The sequence below is a fragment of the Arthrobacter sp. 05T410 genome, assembly GCF_056396505.1.
Genome location: NZ_JBFTLP010000031.1, coordinates 1 through 25,349, shown reverse-complemented (window position 1 = coordinate 25,349; position 25,349 = coordinate 1). Strand labels below are relative to the sequence as shown.

Genomic DNA, 25,349 nt, shown 5'->3' with positions numbered 1-25,349 from the left:
GTGAACCCTGGCCTTGGCCCTTGTCCGCAGGTGCCTCCGGCACCGGCGTCGAACGTTCTTCCAATGGAGCACCTCTCGCGACCGGTTAATTATTCAAGTGTATTCCCGCAGCAGGATACTTCGATAACCGGCGGGGATACGGCGACGGGCCGGAGGCCGTCGAAAACGACGGTCTCCGGCCCGTTTGTGGCCGCTGGGGACGGTTCAGGCCGTGGCGGGCGACGCCGGCGACTCGGCCTTGGCTGCCGCGTCAGCACGCCTCTGTTCCACCCGTTTGGCCTGCTTGACCAGGTCGGGTTCGCCCTGCCGCAGCGCGGCGTAAAGCGGAGCCGCGATGAAGATCGTGGCGGCAGTGCCCACCAGGATGCCCACGAACAGCGCCAGGGACAGGTCCCGCAGCGTTCCGGCACCGAGCAGCCCGGCCCCGATGAAGAGGATCGCACCGACCGGCAGGATGGCCACCACCATGGTGTTGATGGACCGGACCAGGGTCTGGTTGATGGCGAGGTTGACCTCTTCGGCGAAGGTCCGCCGGGTGGAGGCCTGCATGTCCGAGGTGTTCTCCCGGATCTTGTCGAACACCACCACGGTGTCGTACAGCGAGTAGCTGAGCACCGTGAGGAAGCCGATGATGGCCGACGGCGTTACTTCGAAGTCGCTGAGGCCGTAAACACCGGCGGTCACGAACATCGTGACGGCCATGCCGACAAGTGCCGAGAGCGACATCTTCCAGGTCCGGAAGTAGAGCGCCATCAGGACGGCGGCCAGGCCCACAAAGATTGCCAGGCCCATCAGCGCCTGCTTCGTGACGTCCGCACCCCAGGTGGGGCCGACGAAGGTCGAGGTGACTTCGTTATCGGTCACGCCGTAGGCCTTGGTGAGGCCTTCCTTAATCTGCAGCGTCTCGTCGTCGGAGAGCTTGTCCGTCTGGATGCGCATGGTGGTACCCGCGACGTTAGCCACGCGCGGCACGGATCCCGACACGACGTCCTTGACGGCCTTCTCGCCGAGGGAGGCCTCGGTGGTCTTGACGTTGGAGACCGTGAACTCGGAGCCGCCGCGGAACTCGATGCCGAGGTTGAACCCACCCTTGGCGACCGGGATCAGGATGGAGAGGGCGACGGCGATCCCGGCAATCAGGAACCACAGCCTCCTGTAGCCGACGAAGTCGTACGAGCGCTTGCCCGTGTACAGCTCATTGCCGAATGTTGAGAAGTTGACCATTTACTTGCCCTCCTTGGACGCGCTCTTGGAGGTACCGGCGAGCTGTGCCTGTTGTGCCTGCTCCTGCTTTTCGGCGAGGCGGCGTTCTGCAATGGTCATCCGGCGTTCTGCCTCGGCGGCGGCGCCGGTGTTCTTCGCGCGCACCACTGCCACGGGCTTGTCCTCCGGGGTACGGACCCGGCCGGCACCGCGGTACAGCGGGACGGCGCCGAGGCGCTTCGGGTCCAGGCCCGAGAACCGGTGGCCTTCGCCGAAGAACTTGGTCCGGGCCAGCAGCTGCAGGGTGGGGTGGGTGAACATGAAGACGACGATGAGGTCGGCTATCGCGGTGAGGCCGAGGGTGAACGCGAAGCCGCGGACGTTGCCCACCGCCACGAAGAACAGCACGACGGCCGCGAGGAGGTTCACGGCCTTGGACGCGAGAATGGTGCGCTTGGCCCGCTTCCAGCCGTTTTCGACGGCCGAGACCAGGCCGCGGCCTTCGCGGAGCTCATCGCGGATGCGTTCGAAGTAGACGATGAACGAGTCGGCTGTCTGGCCGATGGCCACGATCAGGCCCGCGACGCCGGCGAGCGAAAGCCGGTAGTTTTCGGTCCAGCCGAGGATGGCGATGGCCAGGAACGTCAGCACCCCGGCGATCACGAGGGATGCCACGGTCACGAGGCCAAGGGCCCGGTATTGGAACAGCGAGTAGACAAACACCAACAGGAGGCCGATCACGCCGGCGAGCATACCCATGCGGAGCTGCTCACCGCCGAGGGTTGCCGAGATCTGCTGTTCGCTCTGGATTTCGAAGCTGATCGGCAGGGCACCGAAACGGAGCTGGTCGGAGAGGGCCTTGGCCGACTCCTCGGTGAATCCGCCGGTGATCTGCGGCCGGCCGTCGGTGATGACGGCGAGGGAGCGCGGGGCGGAGATGACCTGGTCGTCCAGGACGATTGCGAACTGGGATTTCGGATCCGAGCCGGTCTGGCCGCCGCCGGCGGCGTAGAACTGGTACAGGCGCTCGGTGATTTCCTTGAACTTGGTGGTGCCCGCGTCATCGAACTGGATGTTGACGGCCCATTCATTGGTCACGGCACCCTGTGCGCCGCGCTGCAGCTGGAACGAGGAGGACTTGATGTTCGAGCCCTTCACCTCCACCGGACCGAGGATGTACTTGATGGCCGGCGACTTGGCCGAGGCCGGCTCGCAGGTCACCAGCGGCTTGGTCGGGTCGGAGCGCTGCTGCTTGTCCTGGGAGGGGTTGTCGCAGTCGAGGGCCTCGAACTGCTTGTAGACCTCGGGGGTAATCCAGTTCTCGTCGCTGCTGTTGGCGGGCGCGGCTGTCGGCTTCGGCAGCTGGGCATCCGGGGTCCTGGAGGCGGCGGGGACCGCTGCGCCGGGGCCGGTCTGGATGACCGGGCGGAAGTTCATGTCGGCGGAAGCCTGGATCAGCGCACGGGTTTCCTTGGCAGGGGTTCCCGGGAGGCTGACGACGACGTTGCGGCCGGACTGCGTGCTGATTTCCGCTTCCGCGACGCCTGAGCCGTCCACGCGCTGGCGAATGATCGCCACGGCCTGGTTGAGCTGGTCTTCGGTGATACCCGAACCGCCCTCAACCTTGGGCGCCAGGATCATCTGGGTGCCACCTTCAAGGTCCAGTGCGAGCTTTGGAGCCCAGCCCGCCTGGCCGGCCATCGTGCCGCCCGCCAGGACAGCCGTCATGGCGGCGATGATTACGCCAAGCCAGACCAGCATCCTGATGGCTGAGTTTTTGGGGCCAGTTCGTGCCATTGTCGATCTTTCTATTATTTACGGCGGATCCGCCGGCGCGGGCTCTGGGCCCCGCCGACGGATGCCCGCAACCGTTGCTTCGCGGGATAGCTCAGGTAGGCAGACTAGCTGTCTTTTTTGCCTTCGTCGTTGAGGCGGCGCAGGGTTTCCTCGGGCGTTTCGGTGCGCGGCGCGTCGTGGACGGGGGCGCTGGCGTCGGTCCCCTCAGCACCCAGCTTCTCGGTGGTCAGCGAGGACGCGTCGTCGGGAACGACCGTGGGCTCCTCGGCGGCGACAACCGGCTCCACAATTTTGGTGACGGCCTGGCGGTGCACCGTGGCCGTGTTGCCCGGGGAAAGCTCAAGCGTGACCTTGTTCTCCGCTTCGTCAATGTCGACGATCCGGCCGAACAGCCCGAAACTCGTCATGACCTCGACGCCCGGGCCGAACTTCGACTGGAGCTGCGCCTGCTGCTGCTGCGTTTTCTTGTTGCGGCGGAACATCATGAAGACGAACACGCCAAGCATCACGAACAGGAGAATTGTCATTAGATCCAAGGGGAAAGTTCCGTTCTGTACTTGCATAGCTGTTTTTCAGCAACGTCCGTTTGCTCCTGACGGCGCGGGCAGGGGTCTGCGCAGCAAACTGGCCGCGAGACCGTCCCCCAGACCGCCGGCGGCTACCTGCTCTCCGCCCACGGAAACAAAACCCGGACGTGCCGAGCGTCATACCAGTCTAAAGGGAAAAGCTGAAAGAACGGTGCTAGCGGCTGTTTCGGATCCACTGAGGATCGGTTTCTTCGCCGAGATCCCCACCGGACCCGCCGATCGGGCTCTCGCCCGGCTCGTCGGCCTGGAACAGTTCCAGCGGGTCCTGGCCGAAGGCGCCGGCCGGAATGGCGAAGCCCAGGTGCGTCCATGCCGGCGCCAGGGCTATCCGGCCGCGCGGCGTCCGGCCCAGGAGTCCTTCGCGCACCAGATAGGGCTCGGCGACCGTTTCCACGGTCTCCGTTTCCTCGCCGACGGCGATCGCGAGCGTGGACAGGCCTACCGGGCCGCCGCCGAACTTGGTGATGAGGGCCTCGAGAACGGCACGGTCCAGCCGGTCCAGGCCCCGCTTGTCCACCTCATACATGTCCAGGGCCGCGGAGGCCGCCCGCGCGTCGATTTGCTCGATGCCGTGCACGAGCGCCCAGTCCCGGACCCGGCGCAGGAGCCGGTTGGCGATGCGCGGCGTGCCCCGGGACCGGCCGGCAATCTCGCTGAATCCGGCGGAGTTGACCTTCAGGTCCAGCAGGCCGGCGGAGCGGCGCAGGACCAGTTCCAGCTCCTCGACGGAGTAAAACTCGAGGTGGCCGGTGAAACCGAACCGGTCCCGCAGCGGGCCGGGAAGGAGGCCGGCCCGCGTGGTGGCGCCGACGAGCGTGAAGGGCGGCAGCTCCAGCGGAATGGCCGTGGCGCCGGCGCCCTTGCCGACGACGATATCGACGCGGAAATCTTCCATCGCCATGTACAGCATTTCCTCGGCCGGCCGGGACATGCGGTGGATTTCATCCAGGAACAGGACCTCGCCCTCAGAGAGTGAGGACAGGATGGCCGCAAGGTCGCCCGCGTGTTGGATGGCCGGGCCGCTGCTGATCCGCAGCGGAACGTTCATTTCGGCGGCGATGATCATGGACAGTGTGGTCTTGCCCAGGCCGGGAGGGCCCGAGAGCAGCACGTGGTCCGCGCTGCGCCCACGCATGCGCGAGGCCTCCAACACGAGGGAGAGCTGCTTGCGGACCCGGTGCTGGCCCACGAAGTCGTGCAGGTTCTTGGGCCGCAGGGCGGCTTCGATGACCCGCTCCTCCGGTTCCTCTCCCCCGGCGACGATCGACGGCTCAGCCACGCGCGCCTACCCGGTTCCCGGCGCGGGCGCCGTCCTGGCCCAGCCAGCGCAGCGTCGCGCGGAGAATCTCCGCCACATTGCCGTTCGCCGCGAGGTCCGGGGAATCGGCAAGGGACTTGTCGATGCTGGCCGTGGCATCCTTTTCGGACCAGCCCAGGCTGGTCATCGCGGCCACCACCTGCGGCTTCCAGACGGATTCGGCGGACACGGCCGCGACAGGCGCGCCGGCGGTGCCGTGCGGCACAAGCTTGCCGGCTAGTTCGAGCACGATCCGGCCGGCCACCTTCGGTCCGATGCCGGGGACCTTCGTGAAGGCCTTGCCGTCGCCGGAGTGGGCGGCCACCCGGATGGCTTCGGGCTCGTGGACGGCCAGCACCGCCAGTGCGAGGCGGGGACCGACTCCGCTGACGCTGAGGAGCACATCAAACACCTCGCGTTCGTCATCGCTGGCGAAGCCGAACAGGGTCAGCGAGTCTTCCCGCACGATCAGGGACGTGAATAGCTTTCCCTCCTCACCCACCCGGAGGCCGCTGAGGGTCTGCGGTGTGGCGTTGACGCTCATGCCGGCGCCGTTGAGGTCGATCACGGCGGAGGACAGGCCAACATGCGCAACGGTTCCGCGAAGAAAACTGATCAAGGCCGGGCTCCTGGTCTAACTGGCGTCTACAACTGGGTGATGAAAGAACGTACAGCCGGGCACGCCGGCTATCCGAACATATCTACGAATACCCTACCAAGCCCCGCGGCGTCACAGCCGGACATTCAGCGCGCACGGCGCGCTTTTGCCTCCGCGTCCGCCCACGCCCGCTGCGCCGGAGTGAGGGACTGGCTGCCCGGCCCAGTCGTGGCTACGGCGGCCCCGCTGCCGGCCCGCCAGGCGTGGGTGATGGCCAACGCAAGGGCGTCGGCGGCGTCGGCAGGGCGCGGAGGCGCGTCCAGCCGGAGGATCTTGGTCACCAGCTTGGTGACCGCATCCTTGTTCGAGGTCCCGCTTCCCGTCACGGCTGCCTTGACCTCGGACGGGGTGTGCAGAGCCACCGGGATGCCACGGCGCGCGGCGGCCGCAATGACCACACCGGAGGCCTGCGCCACCCCCATGACCGTGCTGACGTTGAGCTGGGAAAAGACCCGCTCCACGGCGAGGACCTGGGGTTGGTAGCGGTCCAGCCACTCGTCGATGGACGTGGCGATGACCAGCAGCCGCTGGTCCAGGCTCTCCTCGGGTGAGGTGCCCACAACGCCGAAGGCCACCAAAGTGGCCCGCCGGTTCCGCTCGACGTCGACAACGCCGATCCCGCAACGGGTGAGGCCCGGGTCGACCCCCAACACGCGCAGCGTCACGGTTGGGCCGTCAAGACCGGGCCCCAAAAGTCACGTTTGGGTGAGCGGGTCACTCGGCTTCCAGTGCGGCCTGCACTTCGTCGCTGAGGTCGGCGTTGCTGTACACGTTCTGGACGTCGTCGAGCTCTTCCAGGGCGTCCACCAGCTTCATGAACTTCTTGGCGGCATCAAGGTCCAGCGGCACCTGCATGGACGGCACAAACTCGGCCTCGTCGGTGTCGTACTCAATGCCGGCTTCCGTGAGGGCATCGCGGATGGCCTGGAGGTCGGTCGGCTCGGAGTGGATCTCGAAGCTGTCGCCGTTGTCCTTGACTTCCTCGGCCCCGGCATCCAGCACGGCCATCAGGACGTCGTCCTCGGCCAGGCCGTTCTTCGGCAGCGAGACGACGCCCTTGCGGGAGAAGAGGTAGCTGACGGAGCCGGGATCGGCGATCGTGCCGCCGTTGCGGGAGATGGCGAGCCGGACCTCGGAGGCGGCACGGTTCTTGTTGTCCGTGAGGCACTCGATCAGCAGCGCGGAACCCTGCGGGCCGCGGCACTCGTACATGATTTCGGTGTAATCGACGACCTCGCCGGTGAGCCCGGCGCCGCGCTTGATGGCGCGGTCGATATTGTCAGCGGGCACCGACGTCTTTTTCGCCTTGGTGACGGCCAGTTCCAAGCTGGGGTTGCCGGAGAGGTCGGGGCCGCCCATGCGCGCGGCGACTTCGATGTTCTTGATCAGCTTGGCGAACGACTTGGCCCGGCGGCTGTCAAGGATGGCCTTCTTGTGCTTGGTCGTCGCCCATTTGGAGTGGCCTGACATGCTTTACGCTTCTCCTCTGATCATTCGAATAAACAGTTCATGCACGCGCTTCTCCCCCGTCACTTCCGGGTGGAAGGAGGTGGCCAGCAGCTTGCCGGAACGCACTGCAACAATTCTAGCCGTCCCGTCCAGGGATTCGGGGTGGCCGGCTTTGGACGGTTCCACCTGGGCAAGGACTTCGACGCCGTCGCCGACGCGCTCCACCCAGGGCCCGCGGATAAAGACGGCGTGGACCGGGGCCACTGCCCCGCCCGCGGCGCTGAACCCTAACCCCATGAAGTCCAGGTCCGTCTCGAAGGACTCGCGCTGCCGGCCGAAGGCGTTGCGGCGCACGGTGATGTCGAGTCCGCCGAACGTCTGCTGCGGGTTTCCGGCCAGGTCCTTCGCCGGGTCCGCGATCTCGTCCGCCAGCAGGATCATCCCGGCGCACGAGCCGTAAACGGGCAGGCCGGCCTGGATGCGTTCGCGCAGCGGATCCCGGAGCCCGAAGATCCGGGAGAGCTTGTCGATCGTGGTCGATTCGCCGCCGGGGATGATGAGCCCGTCCAGGCCGTCGAGTTCGGCGGGACGCCGGATCCCGACGCCGGCGGCGCCGGCGGCTTCCACGGCATGCAGATGCTCCCGGAAATCGCCCTGCAGCGCCAGGACGCCGATCCGGAGCCCCGTTCCCACGCGGGATTCAGGGGAAAAAGAGGGGGTGGTCATCCCCACAGCATAATGCTCTGCGCCTGCACGGCACGCATGGAAGACGCATGCAGCGGCACCGGGCGTCCGGGTTCCATGCCGCTGCTGGGATATATTACAGAGCATGCTTTACTTCAGCGTTCCGCTCGGCAAGTTCGTCCGCCGGGTCTCCCGGCTCAGGGGCGGAGGCTCGGCCCTCCCCGGGCTTGTGGTCGAAAAAATCGACCCCGATTTCATGCGGCGGACGCTGTCCACGCTGCCGCTGGGGGTCGCCGTCGTCAGTGGCACGAACGGGAAGACCACCACCACCAAGATGGTCGTGGAACTGCTCGAGAGCCAGGGACTGAAAGTCTTCACCAACCGCACCGGCAGCAACTTCACCCGCGGCGTGGCCGCGGCGCTCCTGGGCGAGGTCGACTGGCGGGGCCGGTTCGATGCCGACGTCGCGGTCCTGGAACTGGATGAGGCGCATGCCGTCCACTTCGTCAACAAGGTCCCGCCGCGGTACAGCCTCCTGCTCAATGTCCTCCGCGACCAGCTGGACCGGTTCGGCGAGATCGACAAGACCGCCGAACTGCTCCAGCACATCGCGTCCAAGACCACCGGGACCGTGGTCCTGAACCGGGAAGACCCGCGCGTCGCCCGGATCGCCCAGACCCTGGACGGGCCGGAGGTGCTCTACTTCGGGCTCGACGATTCGCTGCTGAGCACCTTCCCCAACGACGACGACATGCGCGCGGCCCCGGGCAGCCCGGTGCCGGCCGCCCCCGCCCGGCCCGCCGCCGACGTCGTGTTGCGCCGCGTGGGCGCCGACGACGCCGATTTCGAGTACGACGGCGCGACGGTCACCACGGGGATGAAACTGCGCGGCGTCTACAACATCTTCAATGCCGCCGCCGCGCTGACCCTGGCCCGCGGCGTCTCCGGCGCCCGCGGCACCGGGACCGACCAGGCCGGCCTGCTCACGGCGCTGTCCAAGGTGGCGCCGGCGTTCGGCCGCGGCGAAAGCCTCGTGGTCGATGGCCTGCCGCTGGAACTGGTCCTGGTCAAGAACCCCAGCGGTTTCCGGCTCGGCCTCAAATCGTTCCCCGCCGCCGGGTACGCCACGATGATCGCGATCAACGACAACTACGCCGACGGCCGGGACATGTCCTGGCTGTGGGACGTCGAATTCGACACGCTCCGCGACGGCGGCGTGGACCAGCTCACGGGCTCCCGCGCGTATGACATGGCGCTGCGGCTGCAGTACGACGACGTCGCGATCGGCGCCGTCGACACGGACATTGCGCCGGCACTGGCAGCGTTCATCCGCGGCGGCGAGGGCAAGCCGAAGAGGATCTTCTGCACCTACACGGCCATGCTGGCCATCCGCCGCGAGCTGTCCAAAATCACCACAGTGGAGGTGGTCTCATGACCCCCGCGTCCCCCGAATCCCCCGAAACCCCGCACGAGCTGTCCTTCGGGCACGAACTTCCGCCCGAAGATTCCGCGGCCCCCAGCAAGGGAACCATCCGGGTCCTGCAGCTCTACCCGCGGGACATGAACATTTACGGCGACTGGGGCAACGCCCTGGTCCTCGCGCAGCGCCTGCGCTGGCACGGCTACACGCCGGAACTGCTCGAGTACAACGTTGGTGACCCGTTCCCGGCAGACGTGGACCTGATTGTCGGTGGCGGCGGACAGGACAGCGGACAGCTCGTCATCCAGGACGACCTCCTCTCGCGCGAGTCCACCCTGAAGCAGATGGCCGACGAGGGCACCCCGATGCTCGTGATCTGCGGGCTGTACCAGCTGTTCGGGAAATTCTTCAAGACCCGGCTCGGGTCGGTCCTTCCGGGCATCGGCATCCTGGACGTGGAAACCCACGGCACCGACGAGCGCCTGATCGGCAACGTCACTGTCTCCTCCCCCGAATTCGGCAACATCCTCGGCTACGAAAACCACAGCGGCCAGACCACACTGGGACCGGGCGTCGAACCGCTCGGGACGACGGCCAAAGGTACCGGCAACAACAGCACGGACGGCCAGGAGGGAGCCCGCTACCGCAACATCGTGGCGAGCTACCTGCACGGCTCGCTGCTGCCCAAGAACCCGGCTCTCGCGGATTTCCTGATCCGGACCGCCGTCGAACGCAAATACGGCAGCTTCACCCCGGGCACGCCGGATGACTCCTACGCGGTGCTGGCGCGGGAACACGCCGCCCGCCGGCCCCGCTGACCCAGGTGGCAGGCGCCGAGGGCGGCACGGTCCGGATTGGGCGCGACACCCCGGAGCGCGAGGACGTCCTGCGGCTCCTGGGCGAACACCTCGCCGACATGTACGCGACCTCCCCGCCGGAAAGCGTCCACGCCCTTGATCCTGCCGCCCTGGCCGGACCCGGCATCAGCTTCTGGACCGCCCGGCAGGACTCCCGGCTCCTGGGCTGCGCGGCACTGAAACACCTGGCTCCCGGCGACGCCGAGATCAAGTCAATGCGCACCGCGAATGCAGCCCGCGGGCGCGGCGTTGCGTCGGCGCTGCTCCGCCACCTCCTGGCCGAGGCCCGGCACAGCGGCTACGAACGCTTGTTCCTGGAGACGGGGAGCCAGGAGTTCTTCGCCCCCGCGCGGCGGCTGTACGAGCGGCACGGCTTCACGGACTGCCCGCCGTTTGCCGGCTACGAAGCCGACCCCAACAGCGTCTTCATGTCCCTGCTCCTGGACGCCGGGTAGCTGCCCGGCAGCCTTCCATGGGCCCCGCCTGCCGTCATCGGCTCCGGACGAAAGCCAGGACATCGCGCGGCACCCGCCGGCTCGATCCTGCCCGGATATGGCCCCATCGCTCGTAGACGATCAGGGTGCAGTCTGGAATCAATTGCGCGGTCTCCTCCGCAACCGTCCTCGGGAAGAACGCGTCCCGGCCGCCGCAGAGCAGCAGGACGGGCGGACGAATGAGCGGCAGTACCGCCCGCGCATCAAACGCGAACTCGGCCCGCGCCTCCGTCAGGACGTCCGCGGCGGGGCATCCGGAGGGGTCCAGCACGCGCCGGCCGACGACAGGTCCCAGCAGTTCCCGCAGCCAGCGGGTCCGCGGCCCCGGTAAGAGGTACTCGGCCAGGACCGTCCCGGCGCGGCCTGGGTCTCCGGCAGCGACGGCGGCGGCCATCCGCTCGTCCACGTCCTTGCCCCACGCGCTCAGTTCGGCCGCCGTGACCACCATCGCGATGTGCCCGAAGGACTCGGGATGGCGGGCGGCCAGGTACTGCCCGATCATCCCGCCGAATGACTCGGCCACCACCAGGCCGACCCGGCCGCCGAACTCCTCGGCGATCAGCTGGGCGTAGTCGTCCGCCATGTCGGCGCTGGTGTGCGACGCCGGCATGTTCCGCCGGCGGGTGACAATCCAGATGGCGTACCCGGCCTCCTGATAGGCGGCAAACTCCCGCCGGAACAGTCCGCGCAGCACCCCCTGGGGCACGAAGCTCCCCGGTCCGCCCTGGACGAACAAGAGCGTCTTCGGGCCCCGGCCCCACGTCAGGTATTCCATCCCGTTGCTGAACGTCCCGCTCCGGGATTCCCGATCCCGCCGGTTTGCCCGGGCCATGGCGCCGGCCTACGGTGTTATCGGCGTCGTCGGCTGCGGCTGCCGGAGCAGCTCCGCGAACTCCGCCGGCCGGGATGCCGGCCACCAGTGGCCGCTGTCCACCCGGATCACCGTGAGGTCATCCACCCAGGAATCCAGTCCGTCCACGAGGCCCGGCGACAGGAAGGAATCCTTCAACGGCACCACCACCTGGACGGGCAGCGTCACGCGGCCGCCGGCCGGCCAGTTCACCGCCGAGAAGAAATTTGCGCGGTAAAGGGCCAGGCCGCGGATGGGATCATCGCCGACGTCGCGCTTGGCCATCTGCCCGTAGCGTTTGGTGAGGAAGAGGCGCCAGGCGGCCTCCGGCAGCTTCGGCACAAGGAACGCGGCGATGTACCAGCTGCGGGCCAATTGTCCGGCCAGCTGCGGCCACGCCCGGGGACGTGCATACCGGCTCCGCACCCAGCGGGCGAAGTGCCGCAGGTCCGGGCCCGAGATGGACGTGTACCGGCCGATCAGGCCCGCGGCCCTGGGGTCCTGGACGGCGGCCCAGCCCTGGATCGAGCCCCAGTCATGGCCCACAAGATGGACGTCCGTGGCGCCGACGGCGGCCAGCACGGCGAACATGTCATCCACGAGCGTCTTCAGGGTGAAGTCCCCGGGGAGGCCGACGACGGCGGACGCGCCCGCGTTCCGGGTGTCGTAGGCGACCACGTGGTGGCTTCGGGCCAGATCACGGATGGCCGGCAGGAAGACCTGATGATCGTCCGGATAGCCGTGTACCAGCAGCAGCGTCGGCACTTCCGGTCCCGGCTCCCTGCCATACTCGAACACTGCAAGCTCAGCCCCGCTGGACGCGACGGTGCTCCGCCGTTCGTTGATCATCTCCATGCTGCCCAAGCTTAGGACCCCGGGGTGAGAATAAGCTCATGGGCGCCCGCCGCCGCGGCGCCCATCGACTCCAGCACGGCCGCGGTGCGCCGGCGCGTGGCTGCGTCCGCCGCCGTTCCGGCGCAACGGCCCTGCGGCGCGTCGGCCGCCACCGAACACCAGCGGTAGGGTCCGCGGACCATCACCGACGGTGCCCAGGCCAGGTCCGAGGCGGCCCAGGACCCGGACGCGTCCTGGCTGAACTGCACCCGGACCAACAGGCCCTCGTTGTTGACCACGAACGACGGCGAGAGCTCGGTGATGCCGTTGCCGAGCCCGTACACAATCCAGGTTCCCTTGTACTTTTCGATCGGCAGCACCGAATGGCTGTGGTGGCCGTAGATCAGGCTGAACAGGCCGCTGTCCACGAGCGCATGGGCGACGTCGCGCTGCTGGGTGTTGGGCTCGGCTGAGTACTCTTCCCCGGCGTGCATGACCCCCAGCACGATGTCCGCGCCCAAAGCCCTGGCCTTGCGTGCTTTGGAAATCATGGCGTCGGGATCGAGCAGGTCGACCTGCCAGGGCTGCTCGGCGCGCAGCCCGTTGAGGCCGTATGCGGCATCAATGACGGCGATTTTGGCCGCGGCGGTCTGCAGGATCAGGATGCCCTGGGACTCTGCCTCGGTCCGGTACGAGCCCGTGTGCCGGAGTCCGGCGGCGTCGAGGGCGTCCAGGGTACGGACGAGTCCCGCGGTGCCGCGGTCAACGGTGTGATTGCTGGCGGTCGTGCAGGCCTGATAGCCCACGCCGCGCACGGCGGTGATGATCTGCGGCGGAACGTTGAAGGAGGGATACCCGGAGAATGGTCCGTCCGGGCCGGCCACCGGGGTCTCCAGATGGCAAATCGCCACGTCGCTCTGCTCGATGTAGCGCCGCTGGCCCTCCAGCAGCGGCCCGAAGTCCAGCCCCGTCGCGCCGGCGGCGCGGGCGTCCTCGCGGGCCTGCTGCCAGAGCTGGGGGTGGACCAGCATGTCCCCGGTGACGAGGACGGAGGCGCACCGGGCGGCCGCACAGCCTGGCCCCTTCCCGGGCGTCGGCGTCGGCGTCGGCGTCGGCGTCGGGGTCGGAGTCGGGGTCGGGGTCGGAGTCGGGGTGCCCGACGGCGGCTGGGTAACGTCGGACGTTCCCCCGGTACCGCCAGCCGTGGGACCCGGGGGCTTATCCGGCCCGGCGAGGAGTCCGCAGGATGCCAGCATCGACCCGAGAACAACGGCCGTTGCTGCGGTCAGGATCCGGCCCCGCGGCCTCGCGGTCGTGTTCTCCATGCCGCTCATCCTATGGTGGGCGGCATCACAACACACGGAGCCGATCGTTGAGAAGCGGCCGCCTGCATGAAAGAGTCATTTCATGACCAATCCCCTCCTGAGCCCCAGCACCCTGCCCTATGGACTGCCGCCGTTTGCGGATATCGACGACGCGCACTACGCCGAGGCCGTCGAGGCCGGCCTGGCCGAGCACCTTGCCGAAATCCAGGCCATCGTGGACACCCCGGCGGCCCCGACCTTCGAAAACACGGCCCTCGCCATGGAACGCTCCGGCCGGCTCCTGGACCGGGCCGCCGCGTCCTTTTTCACGCTGGTGTCCGCAGACGCCTCGGACACCATCCGCGACCTCGAGACCCGCCTGTCCCCGCTCTTCGCCGCCCACCAGGACGCCGTCTACCTCAACCGCGGGCTCTACGAGCGCTTCGCGGCGCTGGACGCAACGGTCCTGGACGCGGAGTCCGCCCGGCTCGTGGAGGAATACCTCAAGGAGTTCCGGGCCTCCGGCATCCAGCTCGACGACGCCGGCCAGGAGCGCCTCAAGGAGGTCAACGCCGAGCTGTCCCGGCTCGGCACCGAGTTCGGCCAGCGCGTCAAGGAGGGCATGAAGTCCGCTGCCCTGCTGCTGGATGACGCCGCCGACCTCGCGGGCCTGCCCGCCGACGACGTCGCCAGCGCCGCCGAGGCCGCCCGGACCGCCGGGCACGAGGGAAAGTTCCTGCTGACCCTGATCCAGCCGAGCAACCAGCCTGCCATGGCCGCGCTGGCGAACCGGGAAATCCGCCGTCGCCTCTACGAGGCCTCCATCGGCCGCGGCAGCGACGGCGGAAGCTTCGATGTGCTCGACCTGGTCAAGGACATGGTCCGGCTCCGCGCCGAGAAGGCCAGCCTTCTCGGGTTCGCGAACTTCGCCGAACTCAGCATGGACCGGCAGACGGCACCGGACTTCCAGGCCGTCCAGGCAATGATGAGCCGGCTGGCCCCCGCAGCCGTCCGCAATGCCGACGCAGAGGCCGAGGCGCTGGCCGGGGCCGCCGGCCACCCCCTCGAGGCCTGGGACTGGGCGTATTACTCTGCCAAGGTCAAGCGGGAGCGGTATGCCGTGGACGAACAGGCCCTGCGCCCCTACTTCGAGCTGGACCGGGTTTTGAATGATGGCGTGTTCTTCGCGGCAAACGCCCTGTACGGCGTCACCTTCCACGAACGCGCCGACCTCGCCGGCTACCACCCGGACGTGCGCGTCTGGGAGGTTAAGAATTCCGACGGCACGGACCTGGGCCTTTTCCTGGGCGACTACTACACGCGGGAGACGAAGCGCGGGGGCGCGTGGATGAATTCCCTCGTGGAGCAGTCAGGGCTCTTGAACACCCGGCCCGTGGTGATCAACAACCTCAACATCTCCAAGCCGCCGGCCGGCGAGCCCACCCTGCTGACGCTGGACGAGCTCCGCACCACCTTCCACGAGTTCGGCCACGCCCTGCACGGCCTGTTTTCCGCCGTCACCTATCCTCGGTTCTCCGGCACGAACGTGCCGCGGGACTTCGTGGAATACCCTTCGCAGGTCAACGAAATGTGGATCATGTGGCCCGAAGTCCTGGCCAACTATGCCCGGCACCACGCCACCGGCGAACCCCTGCCGCAGGAGACCGTGGACAAGCTCAATGCCGCCCAGCTTTGGGGCGAAGGCTTCGGCACCACGGAATACCTCGGCGCTGCCCTGCTGGACCTGGCGTGGCATGTCCTGGATGGCTCCGACATCCCGGATGACGCCGTCGAGTTTGAAGCGAAGGCGCTGGCCGCGGCCGGCGTGGCGCACAGCCTGATCCCGCCGCGCTACCGGACCGGCTACTTCCAGCACATCTTCGCGGGAGGCTGGTATGCCGCCGGCTACTACTCCTACATCTGGAGCGAGGTCCTGGACGCTGACACCGTGGAATGGTTCAAGGAAAACGGCGGACTCAGCCGCGCGAACGGCAATTTCTTCCGCGCCGAACTGCTTTCCCGCGGCAACAGCCGGGACCCGCTGGAGTCCTTCCGCGCCTTCCGCGGCCGGGACTCGGATCTCGGGCCGCTGCTGAAGCGCCGCGGCCTCGACTAACCCCCGCAGAACGCAAACGACGCCGGGCGGTCACCTAAGAAGGTGACCGCCCGGCGTCGTCGTTCAATCAGAAGCGCAAGGCGAAGGGCGGCGTGATCCGGCAGCGTGCGTAAAAGGGGCCCCGCGCCCCGGGCAGCCGCTCAGCTGCCAACAGGGCGGGGGGAATAGCACGCAGAGGATCAGCGCCGTCCGCGTTCGACTGCTTCTCCACAAACTCGGCGCCGAGGCGCCTCGCTTTTGGAGCCTCTGCAGTCTCTCTTATTGAGCCAAGCGGGTTAGGCGCGATTATCGCCTAGTATTACCAGCCGCGCTCGGCGAGGCGGTGCGGCTGCGGGATCTCGTCGACGTTGATGCCGACCATGGCCTCGCCCAGGCCGCGGGAGGCCTTGGCGATCTCGTCCGGGTCGTCGTAGAACGTGGTGGCCTTCACGACGGCGGCGGCACGCTGGGCCGGGTTGCCGGACTTGAAGATGCCGGAGCCGACGAACACGCCGTCGGCGCCGAGCTGCATCATCATCGCGGCGTCGGCCGGGGTGGCGATGCCGCCGGCGGTGAACAGCACCACCGGGAGCTTGCCGGTCGCGGCAACTTCCTTGACCAGTTCGTACGGGGCCTGCAGCTCCTTGGCCGCGACGTAGAGCTCGTCCTCGGCCATGCCGGCGAGCTTCTTGATCTCGGCACGGATCTGGCGCATGTGCGTGGTGGCGTTGGAGACGTCCCCGGTGCCGGCCTCGCCCTTGGACCGGATCATCGCCGCGCCCTCGTTGATCCGGCGCAGGGCCTCGCCCAGGTTGGTCGCACCGCAGACGAACGGAACGGTGAAGTTCCACTTGTCGATGTGGTTGGTGTAGTCCGCCGGGGTCAGGACCTCGGACTCGTCGATGTAGTCCACGCCGAGGGACTGCAGTACCTGCGCCTCGACGAAGTGCCCGATCCGGGCCTTGGCCATGACGGGCACGGACACGGCCGCAATGATCTTGTCGATCATGTCGGGATCGGACATGCGGGACACGCCGCCCTGGGCGCGGATATCGGCCGGAACGCGTTCCAGCGCCATCACGGCCACGGCACCGGCGTCTTCGGCGATGCGGGCCTGCTCGGCGTTGACGACGTCCATGATGACGCCGCCCTTGAGCATCTCAGCCATGCCGCGCTTGACGCGGCTGCTGCCCGTGACGTTCTTCGCGGACGCGCCGGCTTCGCTGCTTACATCAGGTGTAGACACAAAAACCCCTATGGGTAGATAGATGACCTCGCCGGGGCGCGAACGGCACGTTCATGCCGTGTCTCGCACACACCGGATTACCGGATCCATTGGCCGGTAAAGCTAATACTATCCCCCGGCCGGGGCGCGGCAGAATTCGGGTTACAGCAGTCGAATCTCGCGCGGGGACAGGGATTCGGCGCGGCCGCCGGGGTGCCGCCTGGCGCTGTCAGGCGGGACGTTCCGTGGCGGTACCTTCGGGTTCCGCCAGCGACTGGCGGTGCACTGTCACGATGCGCTGGATCACCGTCACCAGGCTCGCTGTAGCGAGAAGGCACAGCGTCACGAAGAGCACCACCGGGGTCAGGCCCAGTCCGGTGAGCCCCGTGACCACCAGCACGGACACGAGGCGCTCGGCGCGCTCGGCGATGCCCACGTTGGCGTGGAAGCCCAGGGCCTCGGCCTTGGCCCGCGCATAGGAGACCACCATGCCGAGCACCAGGCAGAGAATCGCGGCGACGGCGACGGCCGGGTTGGCGCCGCCGGTGAAAAACCAGACGGCGACGCCGGCGAACAGGGCGCCGTCGGCCACGCGGTCAAGGGTGGAGTCCAGGAAATTGCCCCACCGGCCGCCGCGCTGCTGCATCCGGGCCATGATGCCGTCAATAACGTCGGAGAAAATGAACGCCGTGATGAACACGGTCCCCCAGAAGAGCTGCCCGAGCGGGTAGAACACGAGAGCGCCGATCACGACGCCGAGCGTGCCGACCACGGTCACGGCGTCGGGAGAGACCCCGATCCTCAGCAGCCAGCGGGCAACCGGGGAAAACAGGGCGGTGAAGAAGCCCCGGGCGTGCCTGTTAAGCATCCTTCTCCCCCGCTGTGTCCTGCGGCGCGGGCATTTCCTGCGGCCACGCGTCGGCGACCTGCTGACGGACCTCACCGAGGGTCTGCGTGACCGCCTTTGTCTGGGCAATGATGGGGAAGAAATTTCCGTCACCGCCCCAGCGCGGCACCACGTGCTGGTGCAGATGGCCGGCGATGCCCGCCCCGCCGGTGACGCCCTGGTTCATGCCCAGGTTGAAACCGGAAGGGTTGGCGACTTTGCGCAGCACCCGCATGGCCGTCTGGGTCAGTTCGGCAAATTCCGCCGTTTCCTCGACCGTGAGGTCCGTGTAGTCCGGGATGTGCCGGTAGGGGCAGACCAGCAGGTGGCCCGGGTTGTACGGAAAGAGGTTCAGCACCACGTAGCTCGTCCTTCCCCGGTAGACGATCAGGGAGTCCTCATCGCCCCGCTCGGGCGCGGCGCAGAACGGGCAGTCGTCCGGGTTCTTGAACTGGTGCTGGCCGCCCTTGATGTACGCCATCCGGTGCGGGGTCCACAGTCGCTGGAAAGCGTCCGGGACCCCGGCCAGGCTGAAGTCGTCCGTCACGGCGTGGTCGCCCGGATACTCCGGCCCGGCCCCTGTGGTTTCCTGCACGCGCTGCCCTTCCGTCTGCCTAGCTGGTCCGGTTTCGGACAGCATCGACGATCCGCTGCACGGCCTCGGACACGGGCACGCCGTTGTCCTGGCTGCCGTCGCGGAAGCGGAAGGACACGGCACCCGCCTCGGCATCGTCCCCGCCGGCGATCAGCACGAACGGGATCTTGTCCTTGCTGGCCGTGCGGATCTTCTTCGGGAAACGGTCCGAGGAGATGTCCACCTCGGCGCGGATGCCGGCCGCCTTGAGCTGGTCCACGACGTCGAACATGTAGTCGTTGAAGGCTTCCGCCACCGGGATGCCCACCACCTGCACCGGTGCCAGCCAGGCGGGGAAGGCACCGGCGTAGTGCTCGGTGAGCACGCCCATGAAGCGCTCCACCGAGCCGAACAGGGCGCGGTGGATCATCACGGGCCGCTGCCGGGTGCCGTCGGCGGCCTGGAACTCGAGTTCGAAGCGTTCGGGCAGGTTGAAGTCCAGCTGGATGGTGGACATCTGCCAGGTGCGGCCGAGCGCGTCCTTGGTCTGGACGGAAATCTTGGGGCCGTAGAATGCCGCTCCGCCCGGATCCGGGATGAGCTCGAGCCCGGAGGCTTCGGCCACCTCGGCGAGGGTGCGGGTGGCTTCGTCCCATGTGGCGTCGTCGCCGACAAACTTGTCCTCGTTCTTGGTGGAGAGCTCGAGGTAGAAGTCGTCCAGGCCATAGTCCTTGAGCAGGCCGAGGACGAAGTTCAGCGTGCTGGTGAGCTCGTCCTTCATCTGCTCGCGGGTGCAGTAGATGTGGGCGTCGTCCTGGGTCATGCCCCGGACGCGGGTCAGGCCGTGCACCACGCCGGACTTCTCGTAGCGGTAGACCGAGCCGAACTCGAAGAGCCGCAGCGGCAGTTCGCGGTACGAGCGTCCGCGGGACCGGAAGATCAGGTTGTGCATGGGGCAGTTCATCGGCTTGAGGTAGTAGTCCTGGCCGGGCTTGCGCACGGTGCCGTCCTCGTTCAGCTCCGCGTCGATGTGCATCGCCGGGAACATGCCCTCCTTGTACCAGTCCAGGTGGCCTGAGACTTCGTAGAGGTGGCCCTTGGTGATGTGCGGGGTGTAGACGAAATCGTAGCCGGCATCCACGTGGCGCTGGCGGGAGTAGTCCTCCATGGCCTTGCGGATAATGCCGCCCTTGGGGTGGAAGACCGGCAGGCCTGAGCCGAGCTCATCCGGGAAGGAGAACAGGTCCAGCTCCGCGCCGAGTTTGCGGTGGTCGCGGCGCTCTGCCTCGGCAATGCGCTCCTGGTAGGCCTTGAGCGCGTCCTTGGTGGGCCAGGCGGTGCCGTAGATGCGCTGCAGCTGCTGGTTGCTCTGGTTGCCCAGCCAGTAGGCGGCCGAGGACCGGGTCAGGGCAAAGGCGTTGGAGATCAGCTTGGTGTTCGGCAGGTGCGGGCCGCGGCACAGATCGCACCAGATGCTGTCCCCGCTCTTGCGGTCCACGTTGTCGTAAATGGTGATGTCGCCGGCGCCGACCTCGACGTTGACGCCCTCTCCGGCCTCGGCGGCGTCATTCTTCCTGCCCAGCAGTTCGAGCTTGTAGGGCTCGTCCTTCATCGCTTCGCGCGCCTCGTCCTCGGACACCACGCGGCGCACGAACTTCTGGTTCTGGTTGATGATCTTCTGCATCATCTTTTCGAGCTGGCGGAGGTCTTCCGGGGTGAACGGTTCCGCGACGTCGAAGTCGAAGTAGAAGCCGTCCGTGATGTAGGGGCCGATGCCGAGCTTGGCGTCGGGGCGCAGCTGCTGCACGGCCTGGGCCATGACGTGGGCCGTGGAGTGGCGCAGGACGTTGAGCCCGTCCGGGGAATCAATGGTGACGGCCTCGACATTGGCGTCCTCGGGAAGGGGCTGGTCCAGGTCCTTCAACTCGCCGTTGACGCGGGCCACAACGACGTCGCGGCGCTCAAAGAAGAGTTCCGCGCCGGTGGTCCCGGTAGTCACCTTGGTCTCTTCGCCGTCGACGAGAAGGGTGATCTGCTGGGCATCTGACACGGGTGTCTCCTATTCAAAGTTAAGGCTTCGTAGCTTGTGGCGTACGGGGACCACAGCCAGCCTCGTCCATGCTATCGGTTTCTCCAGAGGCCAACCAACGCGCCACGAGCGAGCCGCACCGCCGGCCGGTCAGCCGCCCAGCCCGGTGATGGCGAGGTTCCTGCTGATCCCGTCCAGGGGGCTGGACAGGGGGCCGGACAGGTAAGGCTCCTGCCGGCCGGCGGCGCCGGGAGCCGATGCCGGGAACGGGAGGGTCTCCGGGCGGCTGAGGTCCCAGGCCATGGAGGCGCTGATGCTGATCCCCCGCGGCCCGGTCCGGCGGGTGGTGCCGCGGATCAGGAGCAGGCGGGTGCCGAACAGCAAGGGTCCGGACTGCTCCTGCGCCTCGTGGAAGAACACCGAATCCACACAGCCCGTGCCGTCGTCGACGCTGATGAACACCACCCGCCGGCCGCCTCTCATGGGCGGGGTCTGAGTGGCCACCCGGACCCCGGCCACCAGCACCTCCGTGCCGTTGCGCAGTCCCAGCAGCTTGTCCGCGGTGGTGACGCCCAGCCGGTCCAGCAGCGGGCGGTGGCTGGTCATGAGGTGCTCGCTGACGTCCACAGCCATCAGGTCCAGTTCCGCGCGGACGTTATCCACCATGCTGGGTGCGGGCAGTGCCGCCTTGAGGTTCGTCAACTCCACGTCCCCCAGCGGCAACGCCAGCTGGCCCTCAATGACTTCCACGCCCTTACGGAGGGGGCGGGCCTGGAGTTTTTGCAGGTGCTGAACCAGATCCGCCCGGTTGGCTTCTCCCCCGGACGCCCGGTGCAGCGAATCGAAGGCGCCCAGCTGGGCCAGTCGCTGGATGCTGGGCCGGCTGAGCCGCGACCTGGCCCGCAGGTCCGCCAGGGAGTCGTAGGGCTGGCCGGCCACAATCCGTTTCAGCTCGGCGCCGGAGAGCCCGAAGATACCGTTCAGGCTCAGCCGGATGCCCAGCCTGCCCCGGTCCGGCCCGGATTGCACCCGCTCCACCCGGTACTCGGCCTGGCTCCGGTTGATGTCGAGGGGAAGGATGGGGATCCCCAGCCGGCGGGCCTCGGCCACGAGCAGGCGTTTGGGGTACATTCCGGGGTCGTGTTCCCACAGCCCGGCGAGGAACGCCTCCGGGTGGTGTGCCTTCAGCCAGGCCGACTGGTAGGTGGGCACGGCGAAGGCGGCTCCGTGGGCCTTGCAGAACCCGAAGCTGCCAAAGGCCTTCAGCGTGCCCCAGACCTTGTCCACCACCTCGGGACTGTAATTCCGGGCCCGCGCCTCCTTCCGGAAAAACTCCTCCACCCTGGCTTCCAACACGTCGTTGCCCAGCGCACGGCGGAACTCGTCGGCCCTCGCCAGCCCGCACCCGGTCATGACGTCGAAGGTCTTGAGGATTTGTTCGTGGAAGACCGTGACCCCGTGGGTTTCCTGAAGGACAGGTTTGAGGTCCGGGTGCGGGTAGACCTCGGGAGCGAATCCGTGCCGGTGCTCCAGGAAGGGCCGGACCATGTCGGATTTCATCGGACCCGGGCGGAACAGGGAAATGTCGATAATGAGGTCGTTGAACTCCCGGGGGGCCAACTTGCCGATCAGTTCGCGCTGGCCAGGGGACTCGATCTGGAAGCAGCCCAGGGTGTGGGTGCTGCGGATCAGCTCAAAGGTGGGTTCGTCGTCGAGCGGGACCGCATTGAGGTCGATGTGACCGTCCTCGGCGATGTAGTCCGGGCCCGTCCCGTCCGGCCCGGCCGGATGCGCGCCGGCGGCCACCACCTCGGCCTTGGACGGGTGGAGCCGGATCACTTCCCGGACGGCGAAGGCCATGGCGCTCTGCATCCGGACGCCAAGGACATCGAGTTTCAGCATGCCCATGGGGTCCATGTCGTGCTTGTCGAACTGGCTCATGGGCAGGCCCAGGCCGCTGGGCTGCACGGGGGTGCGGTCCAGCAGGGTGGCGTCGCCGAGGATGACGCCGCACGGGTGCATGGAGATGTGGCGGGGCAGCCGGTCCAGCCGCTCCGTGAGGTCCACCAGCAGGTCCAGCTGCTGGTTCTCGGAGAAGCCTCGCTGCTCCACCCGGTCCGCGAATTCCTTCAGCTCGGGTTTCTCCACGAGGGCTTCGCGGAAGTGCCGGGCCGAGAACCGCCACAGCTGCTTGGCGATTTCCCCGACCTCGCTGTCGTCCATGCCCAGGGCCAGGCCGGCATCGCGCACGGCACCGCGAGCGCGGTACCCGTTCTGCATGCTCATCAGCGTGACGCGTTCGGCGCCGAAGCGCTCAAAGATCTTCCGGTAGACGTTGTGCCGTTCGGCGCTTTCGACGTCGATGTCTATATCCGGCAGCGTGGCACGGTCGCGGGAGAGGAAGCGTTCAAAGATGAGGTCGTGCTCGAGCGGGTTCACCTGGCTGATGTCGATCAGGTAGTTGACCAGGCTGGAGGCGCCCGAACCGCGCGCGGCCGCCCGGATGCCCAGGGCCAGGATCATCCGGGAGACCTCTGCGACGGTCAGGAAGTACGAGGCGAAACCCAGCGAGTCGATGATCCGGAGCTCATGCTCCAGCCTGGCCCGCAGCTGCTGTTCCCGCTGCCCGGAAATGCCCGGGAAGCGGCGGCCGATGCCGGCCTCACACCGCAGGGTCAGTTCGGCGAGCGCGTCGCCGTCGATCCCGATCACGGATGCCTCCGGGACCACGGGCTGTTTCCAGCCCATGTCGGCTTCCGGATCCATGCGGCAGCGGTCCGCGAGCGCCTCGGTCTGGGCCAGGAGCCGCTTGAGGTCCGCCGTGCCGTAGCCGGCGGCGTGGATGATCTCCTTGCCCAGCTGCAGCATCCGGGCCGCCGATTTGAGCCAGCCCTGCCCGTTGGGCTGCAGAAGCGGGGCGGCGGAGAGCTCGGGGAGGGATTTCAGTGTCCGGGCCGAGTCCAGCACATCGGCGGTGGCCGCGCCGTCCTCAGCCACGTACCGCACAGCGTTGCTCAGCACGGCGGGCACCCCGTGTTCTGCGGCGAGTTTGAGCATGCGCACCGCGTGGGCGGTGCTCAGCGGTTCCCCGGGCGGGCTGAGCTGGGACACAACCTCTGCCGCCAGCGTTCCGGGGGGCATGGCGTCCAGCCATCGTTTGAACAGGGTGCGGGGCCGCAGGTAGCGCCGGCCGCCCATGGCCCGGCCGACGTCGGAGTCCGGGCCGATCAGCACTGTCAGGACCGGCTTCAGGGTTTCCGGGTGCAGGGTGCGGGAGGCCAGTTCCGCCCGGGTGACGGCCACCGGCACTATTCCCCCGGCCTTGCCCGTGGTGCGGGCGTGGGCGTCGGAGATCAGCCGGCACAGCGCCCGGTAGCCGGCACCGTTGTTGTGTCCGTGCGCCAGCACGACGACGCGTCCCCCGAGCTGGGTACGGTGGTCGCCGTCGTCGTCAAAGACTGCAAGGTCCACCCCGACGATTGCATCCAGCCCGGCTGCCATGCACGCCTTCAGGTGCTTGACGGTTCCGTACAGGCCGTCGCGGTCCGTGCAGGCCAGCGCGGTGGCGCCGTCAGCGGCGGCCGCGGCGGCAAGTTCCTCCGGCCAGGAGACGCCATAGTGGGCGCTGAACGCGGTGGAGACGTGCAGATGGGTGAAACTCATGCTGATTCGGGCTTCCGGAGGGGCTGCAGGGCGTCGTGGATCTTCAGGAGCCGCCACCGGCCGCTGCCGACATGCCGGGTCAGGTCAAGGGTGAGGGTGGAATCCGCGGCGTGATCCCCGGCCGCACGCACCTGGACCCGCCAGATCTCATGGTCCACCAGGCCTGGCCCGCTTCCGAGTGGCGCCCGGCGTTCCTCGGCCCACCATTGGCGGCGTTCGTACCAGCGGACGGGGTCCGCGCAGACCGTGTAGCGCCGGCCGGCCCAGTCGAGGCGCAGGGGCTGGCCCGAGGGCGTGCAGACGACATCCACGGACTCGCTGAAAATACCCACGTTGCCTCCCGACCCAGTCCGGGCTGGAGCCGGCCCAGTCCCCGCTTCGACTTCCTACGTCCATTCCGCATCCGGCGCCCGGAGTTCCAGGCCGCATGGATTTATTCGAACATATCTTCGAATAAAATCAGTCTACGACGGAGAGGCGACAAAACCCAGATCGGGGGTGGACTCACGCAGGTACAGGTAGCAGGATTGAGCCATGAGCTCCCATAACGCACTCCTGAAGCACGTAAGCATCGCCGCCAAGGATCCAACCTTGGTGGCGACTTTTGATATAGACGGAAACATCCCCGGCCAGGGCGCCTACGTGGTGGGGCTCTTGGCAGCCACCCCGGACTATTCCCACCAGCGCAGGATGGGGATCGAGTTCATGAACGGCGAAGCCGTGTCCTTCTACTGCTTCAGCCACGACGGCACCGAGGAAAATTTCGACCTCAAGGGGGTCGAACACTCGGGCAACACCATTACCGGCCATTTCCCGCTTACGACTGTGCTTGGCCTGCCCAAGGGCCATCTCATGACGGCCTTCAGCGATTGTGACGGCCGGGACTACCAGGCCAACGTGCCTGTCGAAGAAGCCCTCTAGGCATCTTCTAGGAGCTGGACTTGTACACTTCCAGCTCGAGCGTGATGAAGGCATCGATCATCGCCCGGTAGGTCTTCTCGACAAGTTCGACGTCGATGTCCTTCTTTTCCGCCGTGGCGCGGACGTGTTCGATGACCCGCTCCACACGCCCGGGCGCACGGACCTCGGCGCTGTCCGCCTTGAGGGTCCCGGCGATCCGGATCAGCCGTTCCCGGCGCCCGATCAAGGACACGATCTGCTCGTCCACCTCGTCAACAGCCACCCGCACGGCGGCGAGCTGTTCGCGGTCGGCCTGGGCGGCCTTGTCGTCTGCGTGATTTGTGGGCATGTGCATGACAGTATCGAAAGATGCAGCCACGAGTCGACTTCATATCGCTAGACGATATGAGGTGTGGTGGTCGTCTGACGTAGGACTGGAACCCCGGGTTCAAAGAGGTTCGTGGGTTGCTGGTCCACGGTCTGTTCCGCAATCTGGTGCGGGGTGTGGACTGGTAGAGCCACATTTGAACGTCTGGAGGTTCC

Annotated in this window: 23 protein-coding genes; 5 read left to right on the top strand and 18 right to left on the bottom strand. The window is 67.4% G+C overall.

The window, feature by feature from the left end:
- Positions 1-204 precede the first annotated feature (204 nt).
- The 8 genes from secF to pdxT form a co-directional block, all read right to left on the bottom strand.
- Positions 205-1,224 carry a protein translocase subunit SecF gene (secF, locus tag AC1DFR_RS21145; RefSeq protein ID WP_476874408.1) on the bottom strand — a complete coding sequence of 340 codons (1,020 nt, stop codon included), beginning with the start codon at positions 1,222-1,224 and terminating at the stop codon, positions 205-207.
- Complete coding sequence (gene secD / locus AC1DFR_RS21140) at positions 1,225-3,000, bottom strand: protein translocase subunit SecD (RefSeq protein ID WP_476858410.1); 1,776 nt, start codon at positions 2,998-3,000, stop codon at positions 1,225-1,227.
- A gap of 104 nt (positions 3,001-3,104) precedes the next feature.
- Positions 3,105-3,527 (bottom strand): preprotein translocase subunit YajC, encoded by a 423-nt coding sequence (gene yajC / locus AC1DFR_RS21135; protein ID WP_476849317.1) that lies wholly within the window; start codon positions 3,525-3,527, stop codon positions 3,105-3,107.
- Positions 3,528-3,741: 214 nt separating this feature from the next.
- Positions 3,742-4,866, bottom strand: a complete 1,125-nt coding sequence (gene ruvB / locus AC1DFR_RS21130; RefSeq protein ID WP_476849318.1) for a Holliday junction branch migration DNA helicase RuvB — start codon at positions 4,864-4,866, stop codon at positions 3,742-3,744.
- Positions 4,859-5,503, bottom strand: a complete 645-nt coding sequence (ruvA, locus tag AC1DFR_RS21125; protein ID WP_018773177.1) for a Holliday junction branch migration protein RuvA — start codon at positions 5,501-5,503, stop codon at positions 4,859-4,861. The genes ruvB and ruvA overlap by 8 nt, the downstream gene beginning before the upstream one ends.
- A 125-nt stretch (positions 5,504-5,628) precedes the next feature.
- The gene (gene ruvC / locus AC1DFR_RS21120) at positions 5,629-6,207 is read right to left on the bottom strand and encodes a crossover junction endodeoxyribonuclease RuvC (RefSeq protein ID WP_476874407.1); all 579 of its coding nucleotides are present in this window, start codon (positions 6,205-6,207) and stop codon (positions 5,629-5,631) included.
- A gap of 49 nt (positions 6,208-6,256) precedes the next feature.
- Positions 6,257-7,012: a YebC/PmpR family DNA-binding transcriptional regulator gene (locus tag AC1DFR_RS21115; protein WP_223916716.1), complete on the bottom strand. Its 756-nt coding sequence runs from the start codon at positions 7,010-7,012 to the stop codon at positions 6,257-6,259.
- Between the two features lie 3 nt (positions 7,013-7,015).
- Entirely contained in the window at positions 7,016-7,717 is a 702-nt protein-coding gene (gene pdxT / locus AC1DFR_RS21110) for a pyridoxal 5'-phosphate synthase glutaminase subunit PdxT (protein WP_476856804.1), read from the bottom strand.
- Between the two features lie 103 nt (positions 7,718-7,820).
- Here pdxT and AC1DFR_RS21105 point away from each other — a divergent pair, with 103 nt between their 5' ends.
- From AC1DFR_RS21105 to AC1DFR_RS21095, 3 genes are read left to right on the top strand one after another with little or no spacing between them, the layout of a single operon-like run.
- On the top strand, positions 7,821-9,110 hold the full coding sequence (locus AC1DFR_RS21105; RefSeq protein WP_476874406.1) for a DUF1727 domain-containing protein: 1,290 nt from the start codon (positions 7,821-7,823) through the stop codon (positions 9,108-9,110).
- Positions 9,107-9,913: a type 1 glutamine amidotransferase gene (locus tag AC1DFR_RS21100; protein WP_476858407.1), complete on the top strand. Its 807-nt coding sequence runs from the start codon at positions 9,107-9,109 to the stop codon at positions 9,911-9,913. The genes AC1DFR_RS21105 and AC1DFR_RS21100 overlap by 4 nt, the downstream gene beginning before the upstream one ends.
- Positions 9,914-9,918: 5 nt before the next feature.
- Positions 9,919-10,407: a GNAT family N-acetyltransferase gene (locus tag AC1DFR_RS21095; RefSeq protein WP_476871607.1), complete on the top strand. Its 489-nt coding sequence runs from the start codon at positions 9,919-9,921 to the stop codon at positions 10,405-10,407.
- A 34-nt stretch (positions 10,408-10,441) separates the two neighbouring features.
- Here the strand turns inward: AC1DFR_RS21095 and AC1DFR_RS21090 are convergent, their stop codons facing one another.
- The 3 genes from AC1DFR_RS21090 to AC1DFR_RS21080 are packed head-to-tail and all read right to left on the bottom strand — an operon-like array spanning position 10,442 to position 13,455.
- Positions 10,442-11,278 carry an alpha/beta fold hydrolase gene (locus tag AC1DFR_RS21090; protein ID WP_476856808.1) on the bottom strand — a complete coding sequence of 279 codons (837 nt, stop codon included), beginning with the start codon at positions 11,276-11,278 and terminating at the stop codon, positions 10,442-10,444.
- A gap of 9 nt (positions 11,279-11,287) precedes the next feature.
- Entirely contained in the window at positions 11,288-12,151 is an 864-nt protein-coding gene (locus tag AC1DFR_RS21085) for an alpha/beta fold hydrolase (protein WP_476874405.1), read from the bottom strand.
- Positions 12,152-12,162: 11 nt separating this feature from the next.
- Entirely contained in the window at positions 12,163-13,455 is a 1,293-nt protein-coding gene (locus tag AC1DFR_RS21080; RefSeq protein ID WP_476874404.1) for a CapA family protein, read from the bottom strand.
- Positions 13,456-13,537: 82 nt separating this feature from the next.
- Between AC1DFR_RS21080 and AC1DFR_RS21075 the strand changes: the two genes are divergently transcribed.
- On the top strand, positions 13,538-15,550 hold the full coding sequence (locus AC1DFR_RS21075) for a M3 family metallopeptidase (RefSeq protein ID WP_476874403.1): 2,013 nt from the start codon (positions 13,538-13,540) through the stop codon (positions 15,548-15,550).
- 298 nt (positions 15,551-15,848) lie between these two features.
- On the opposite strand, the gene pdxS is transcribed toward AC1DFR_RS21075, so the two are convergent.
- The 6 genes from pdxS to AC1DFR_RS21045 all read right to left on the bottom strand — a co-directional run bounded on the left by pdxS (position 15,849) and on the right by AC1DFR_RS21045 (position 24,238).
- Complete coding sequence (gene pdxS / locus AC1DFR_RS21070) at positions 15,849-16,775, bottom strand: pyridoxal 5'-phosphate synthase lyase subunit PdxS (protein ID WP_026266390.1); 927 nt, start codon at positions 16,773-16,775, stop codon at positions 15,849-15,851.
- 208 nt (positions 16,776-16,983) lie between these two features.
- Complete coding sequence (gene pgsA / locus AC1DFR_RS21065; protein WP_079554218.1) at positions 16,984-17,622, bottom strand: phosphatidylinositol phosphate synthase; 639 nt, start codon at positions 17,620-17,622, stop codon at positions 16,984-16,986.
- The gene (locus AC1DFR_RS21060; protein ID WP_476849327.1) at positions 17,615-18,235 is read right to left on the bottom strand and encodes an HIT family protein; all 621 of its coding nucleotides are present in this window, start codon (positions 18,233-18,235) and stop codon (positions 17,615-17,617) included. The genes pgsA and AC1DFR_RS21060 overlap by 8 nt, the downstream gene beginning before the upstream one ends.
- A 19-nt stretch (positions 18,236-18,254) precedes the next feature.
- Positions 18,255-20,264: a threonine--tRNA ligase gene (gene thrS, locus AC1DFR_RS21055; RefSeq protein ID WP_476874402.1), complete on the bottom strand. Its 2,010-nt coding sequence runs from the start codon at positions 20,262-20,264 to the stop codon at positions 18,255-18,257.
- A gap of 129 nt (positions 20,265-20,393) precedes the next feature.
- Positions 20,394-23,906 carry a DNA polymerase III subunit alpha gene (locus AC1DFR_RS21050; protein ID WP_476874401.1) on the bottom strand — a complete coding sequence of 1,171 codons (3,513 nt, stop codon included), beginning with the start codon at positions 23,904-23,906 and terminating at the stop codon, positions 20,394-20,396.
- Positions 23,903-24,238: a DUF6504 family protein gene (locus AC1DFR_RS21045; RefSeq protein ID WP_476856813.1), complete on the bottom strand. Its 336-nt coding sequence runs from the start codon at positions 24,236-24,238 to the stop codon at positions 23,903-23,905. The genes AC1DFR_RS21050 and AC1DFR_RS21045 overlap by 4 nt, the downstream gene beginning before the upstream one ends.
- A 202-nt stretch (positions 24,239-24,440) precedes the next feature.
- Between AC1DFR_RS21045 and AC1DFR_RS21040 the strand changes: the two genes are divergently transcribed.
- Complete coding sequence (locus AC1DFR_RS21040; protein ID WP_476849331.1) at positions 24,441-24,827, top strand: hypothetical protein; 387 nt, start codon at positions 24,441-24,443, stop codon at positions 24,825-24,827.
- A gap of 7 nt (positions 24,828-24,834) precedes the next feature.
- Here the strand turns inward: AC1DFR_RS21040 and AC1DFR_RS21035 are convergent, their stop codons facing one another.
- Positions 24,835-25,161, bottom strand: a complete 327-nt coding sequence (locus AC1DFR_RS21035) for a chorismate mutase (RefSeq protein WP_028277548.1) — start codon at positions 25,159-25,161, stop codon at positions 24,835-24,837.
- Positions 25,162-25,349: the final 188 nt, after the last annotated feature.

Coding starts and splice junctions, on each gene's coding strand:
- secF (WP_476874408.1), bottom strand. CDS start 1,224: ATGGTCAACTTCTCAACATTCGGCAATGAGCTGTACACGGGCAAGCGC.
- secD (WP_476858410.1), bottom strand. CDS start 3,000: ATGGCACGAACTGGCCCCAAAAACTCAGCCATCAGGATGCTGGTCTGG.
- yajC (WP_476849317.1), bottom strand. CDS start 3,527: ATGACAATTCTCCTGTTCGTGATGCTTGGCGTGTTCGTCTTCATGATG.
- AC1DFR_RS21115 (WP_223916716.1), bottom strand. CDS start 7,012: ATGTCAGGCCACTCCAAATGGGCGACGACCAAGCACAAGAAGGCCATC.
- pdxT (WP_476856804.1), bottom strand. CDS start 7,717: ATGACCACCCCCTCTTTTTCCCCTGAATCCCGCGTGGGAACGGGGCTC.
- AC1DFR_RS21105 (WP_476874406.1), top strand. CDS start 7,821: ATGCTTTACTTCAGCGTTCCGCTCGGCAAGTTCGTCCGCCGGGTCTCC.
- AC1DFR_RS21100 (WP_476858407.1), top strand. CDS start 9,107: ATGACCCCCGCGTCCCCCGAATCCCCCGAAACCCCGCACGAGCTGTCC.
- AC1DFR_RS21090 (WP_476856808.1), bottom strand. CDS start 11,278: ATGGCCCGGGCAAACCGGCGGGATCGGGAATCCCGGAGCGGGACGTTC.
- AC1DFR_RS21085 (WP_476874405.1), bottom strand. CDS start 12,151: ATGGAGATGATCAACGAACGGCGGAGCACCGTCGCGTCCAGCGGGGCT.
- AC1DFR_RS21080 (WP_476874404.1), bottom strand. CDS start 13,455: ATGGAGAACACGACCGCGAGGCCGCGGGGCCGGATCCTGACCGCAGCA.
- AC1DFR_RS21075 (WP_476874403.1), top strand. CDS start 13,538: ATGACCAATCCCCTCCTGAGCCCCAGCACCCTGCCCTATGGACTGCCG.
- pgsA (WP_079554218.1), bottom strand. CDS start 17,622: ATGCTTAACAGGCACGCCCGGGGCTTCTTCACCGCCCTGTTTTCCCCG.
- AC1DFR_RS21050 (WP_476874401.1), bottom strand. CDS start 23,906: ATGAGTTTCACCCATCTGCACGTCTCCACCGCGTTCAGCGCCCACTAT.
- AC1DFR_RS21040 (WP_476849331.1), top strand. CDS start 24,441: ATGAGCTCCCATAACGCACTCCTGAAGCACGTAAGCATCGCCGCCAAG.
- AC1DFR_RS21035 (WP_028277548.1), bottom strand. CDS start 25,161: ATGCACATGCCCACAAATCACGCAGACGACAAGGCCGCCCAGGCCGAC.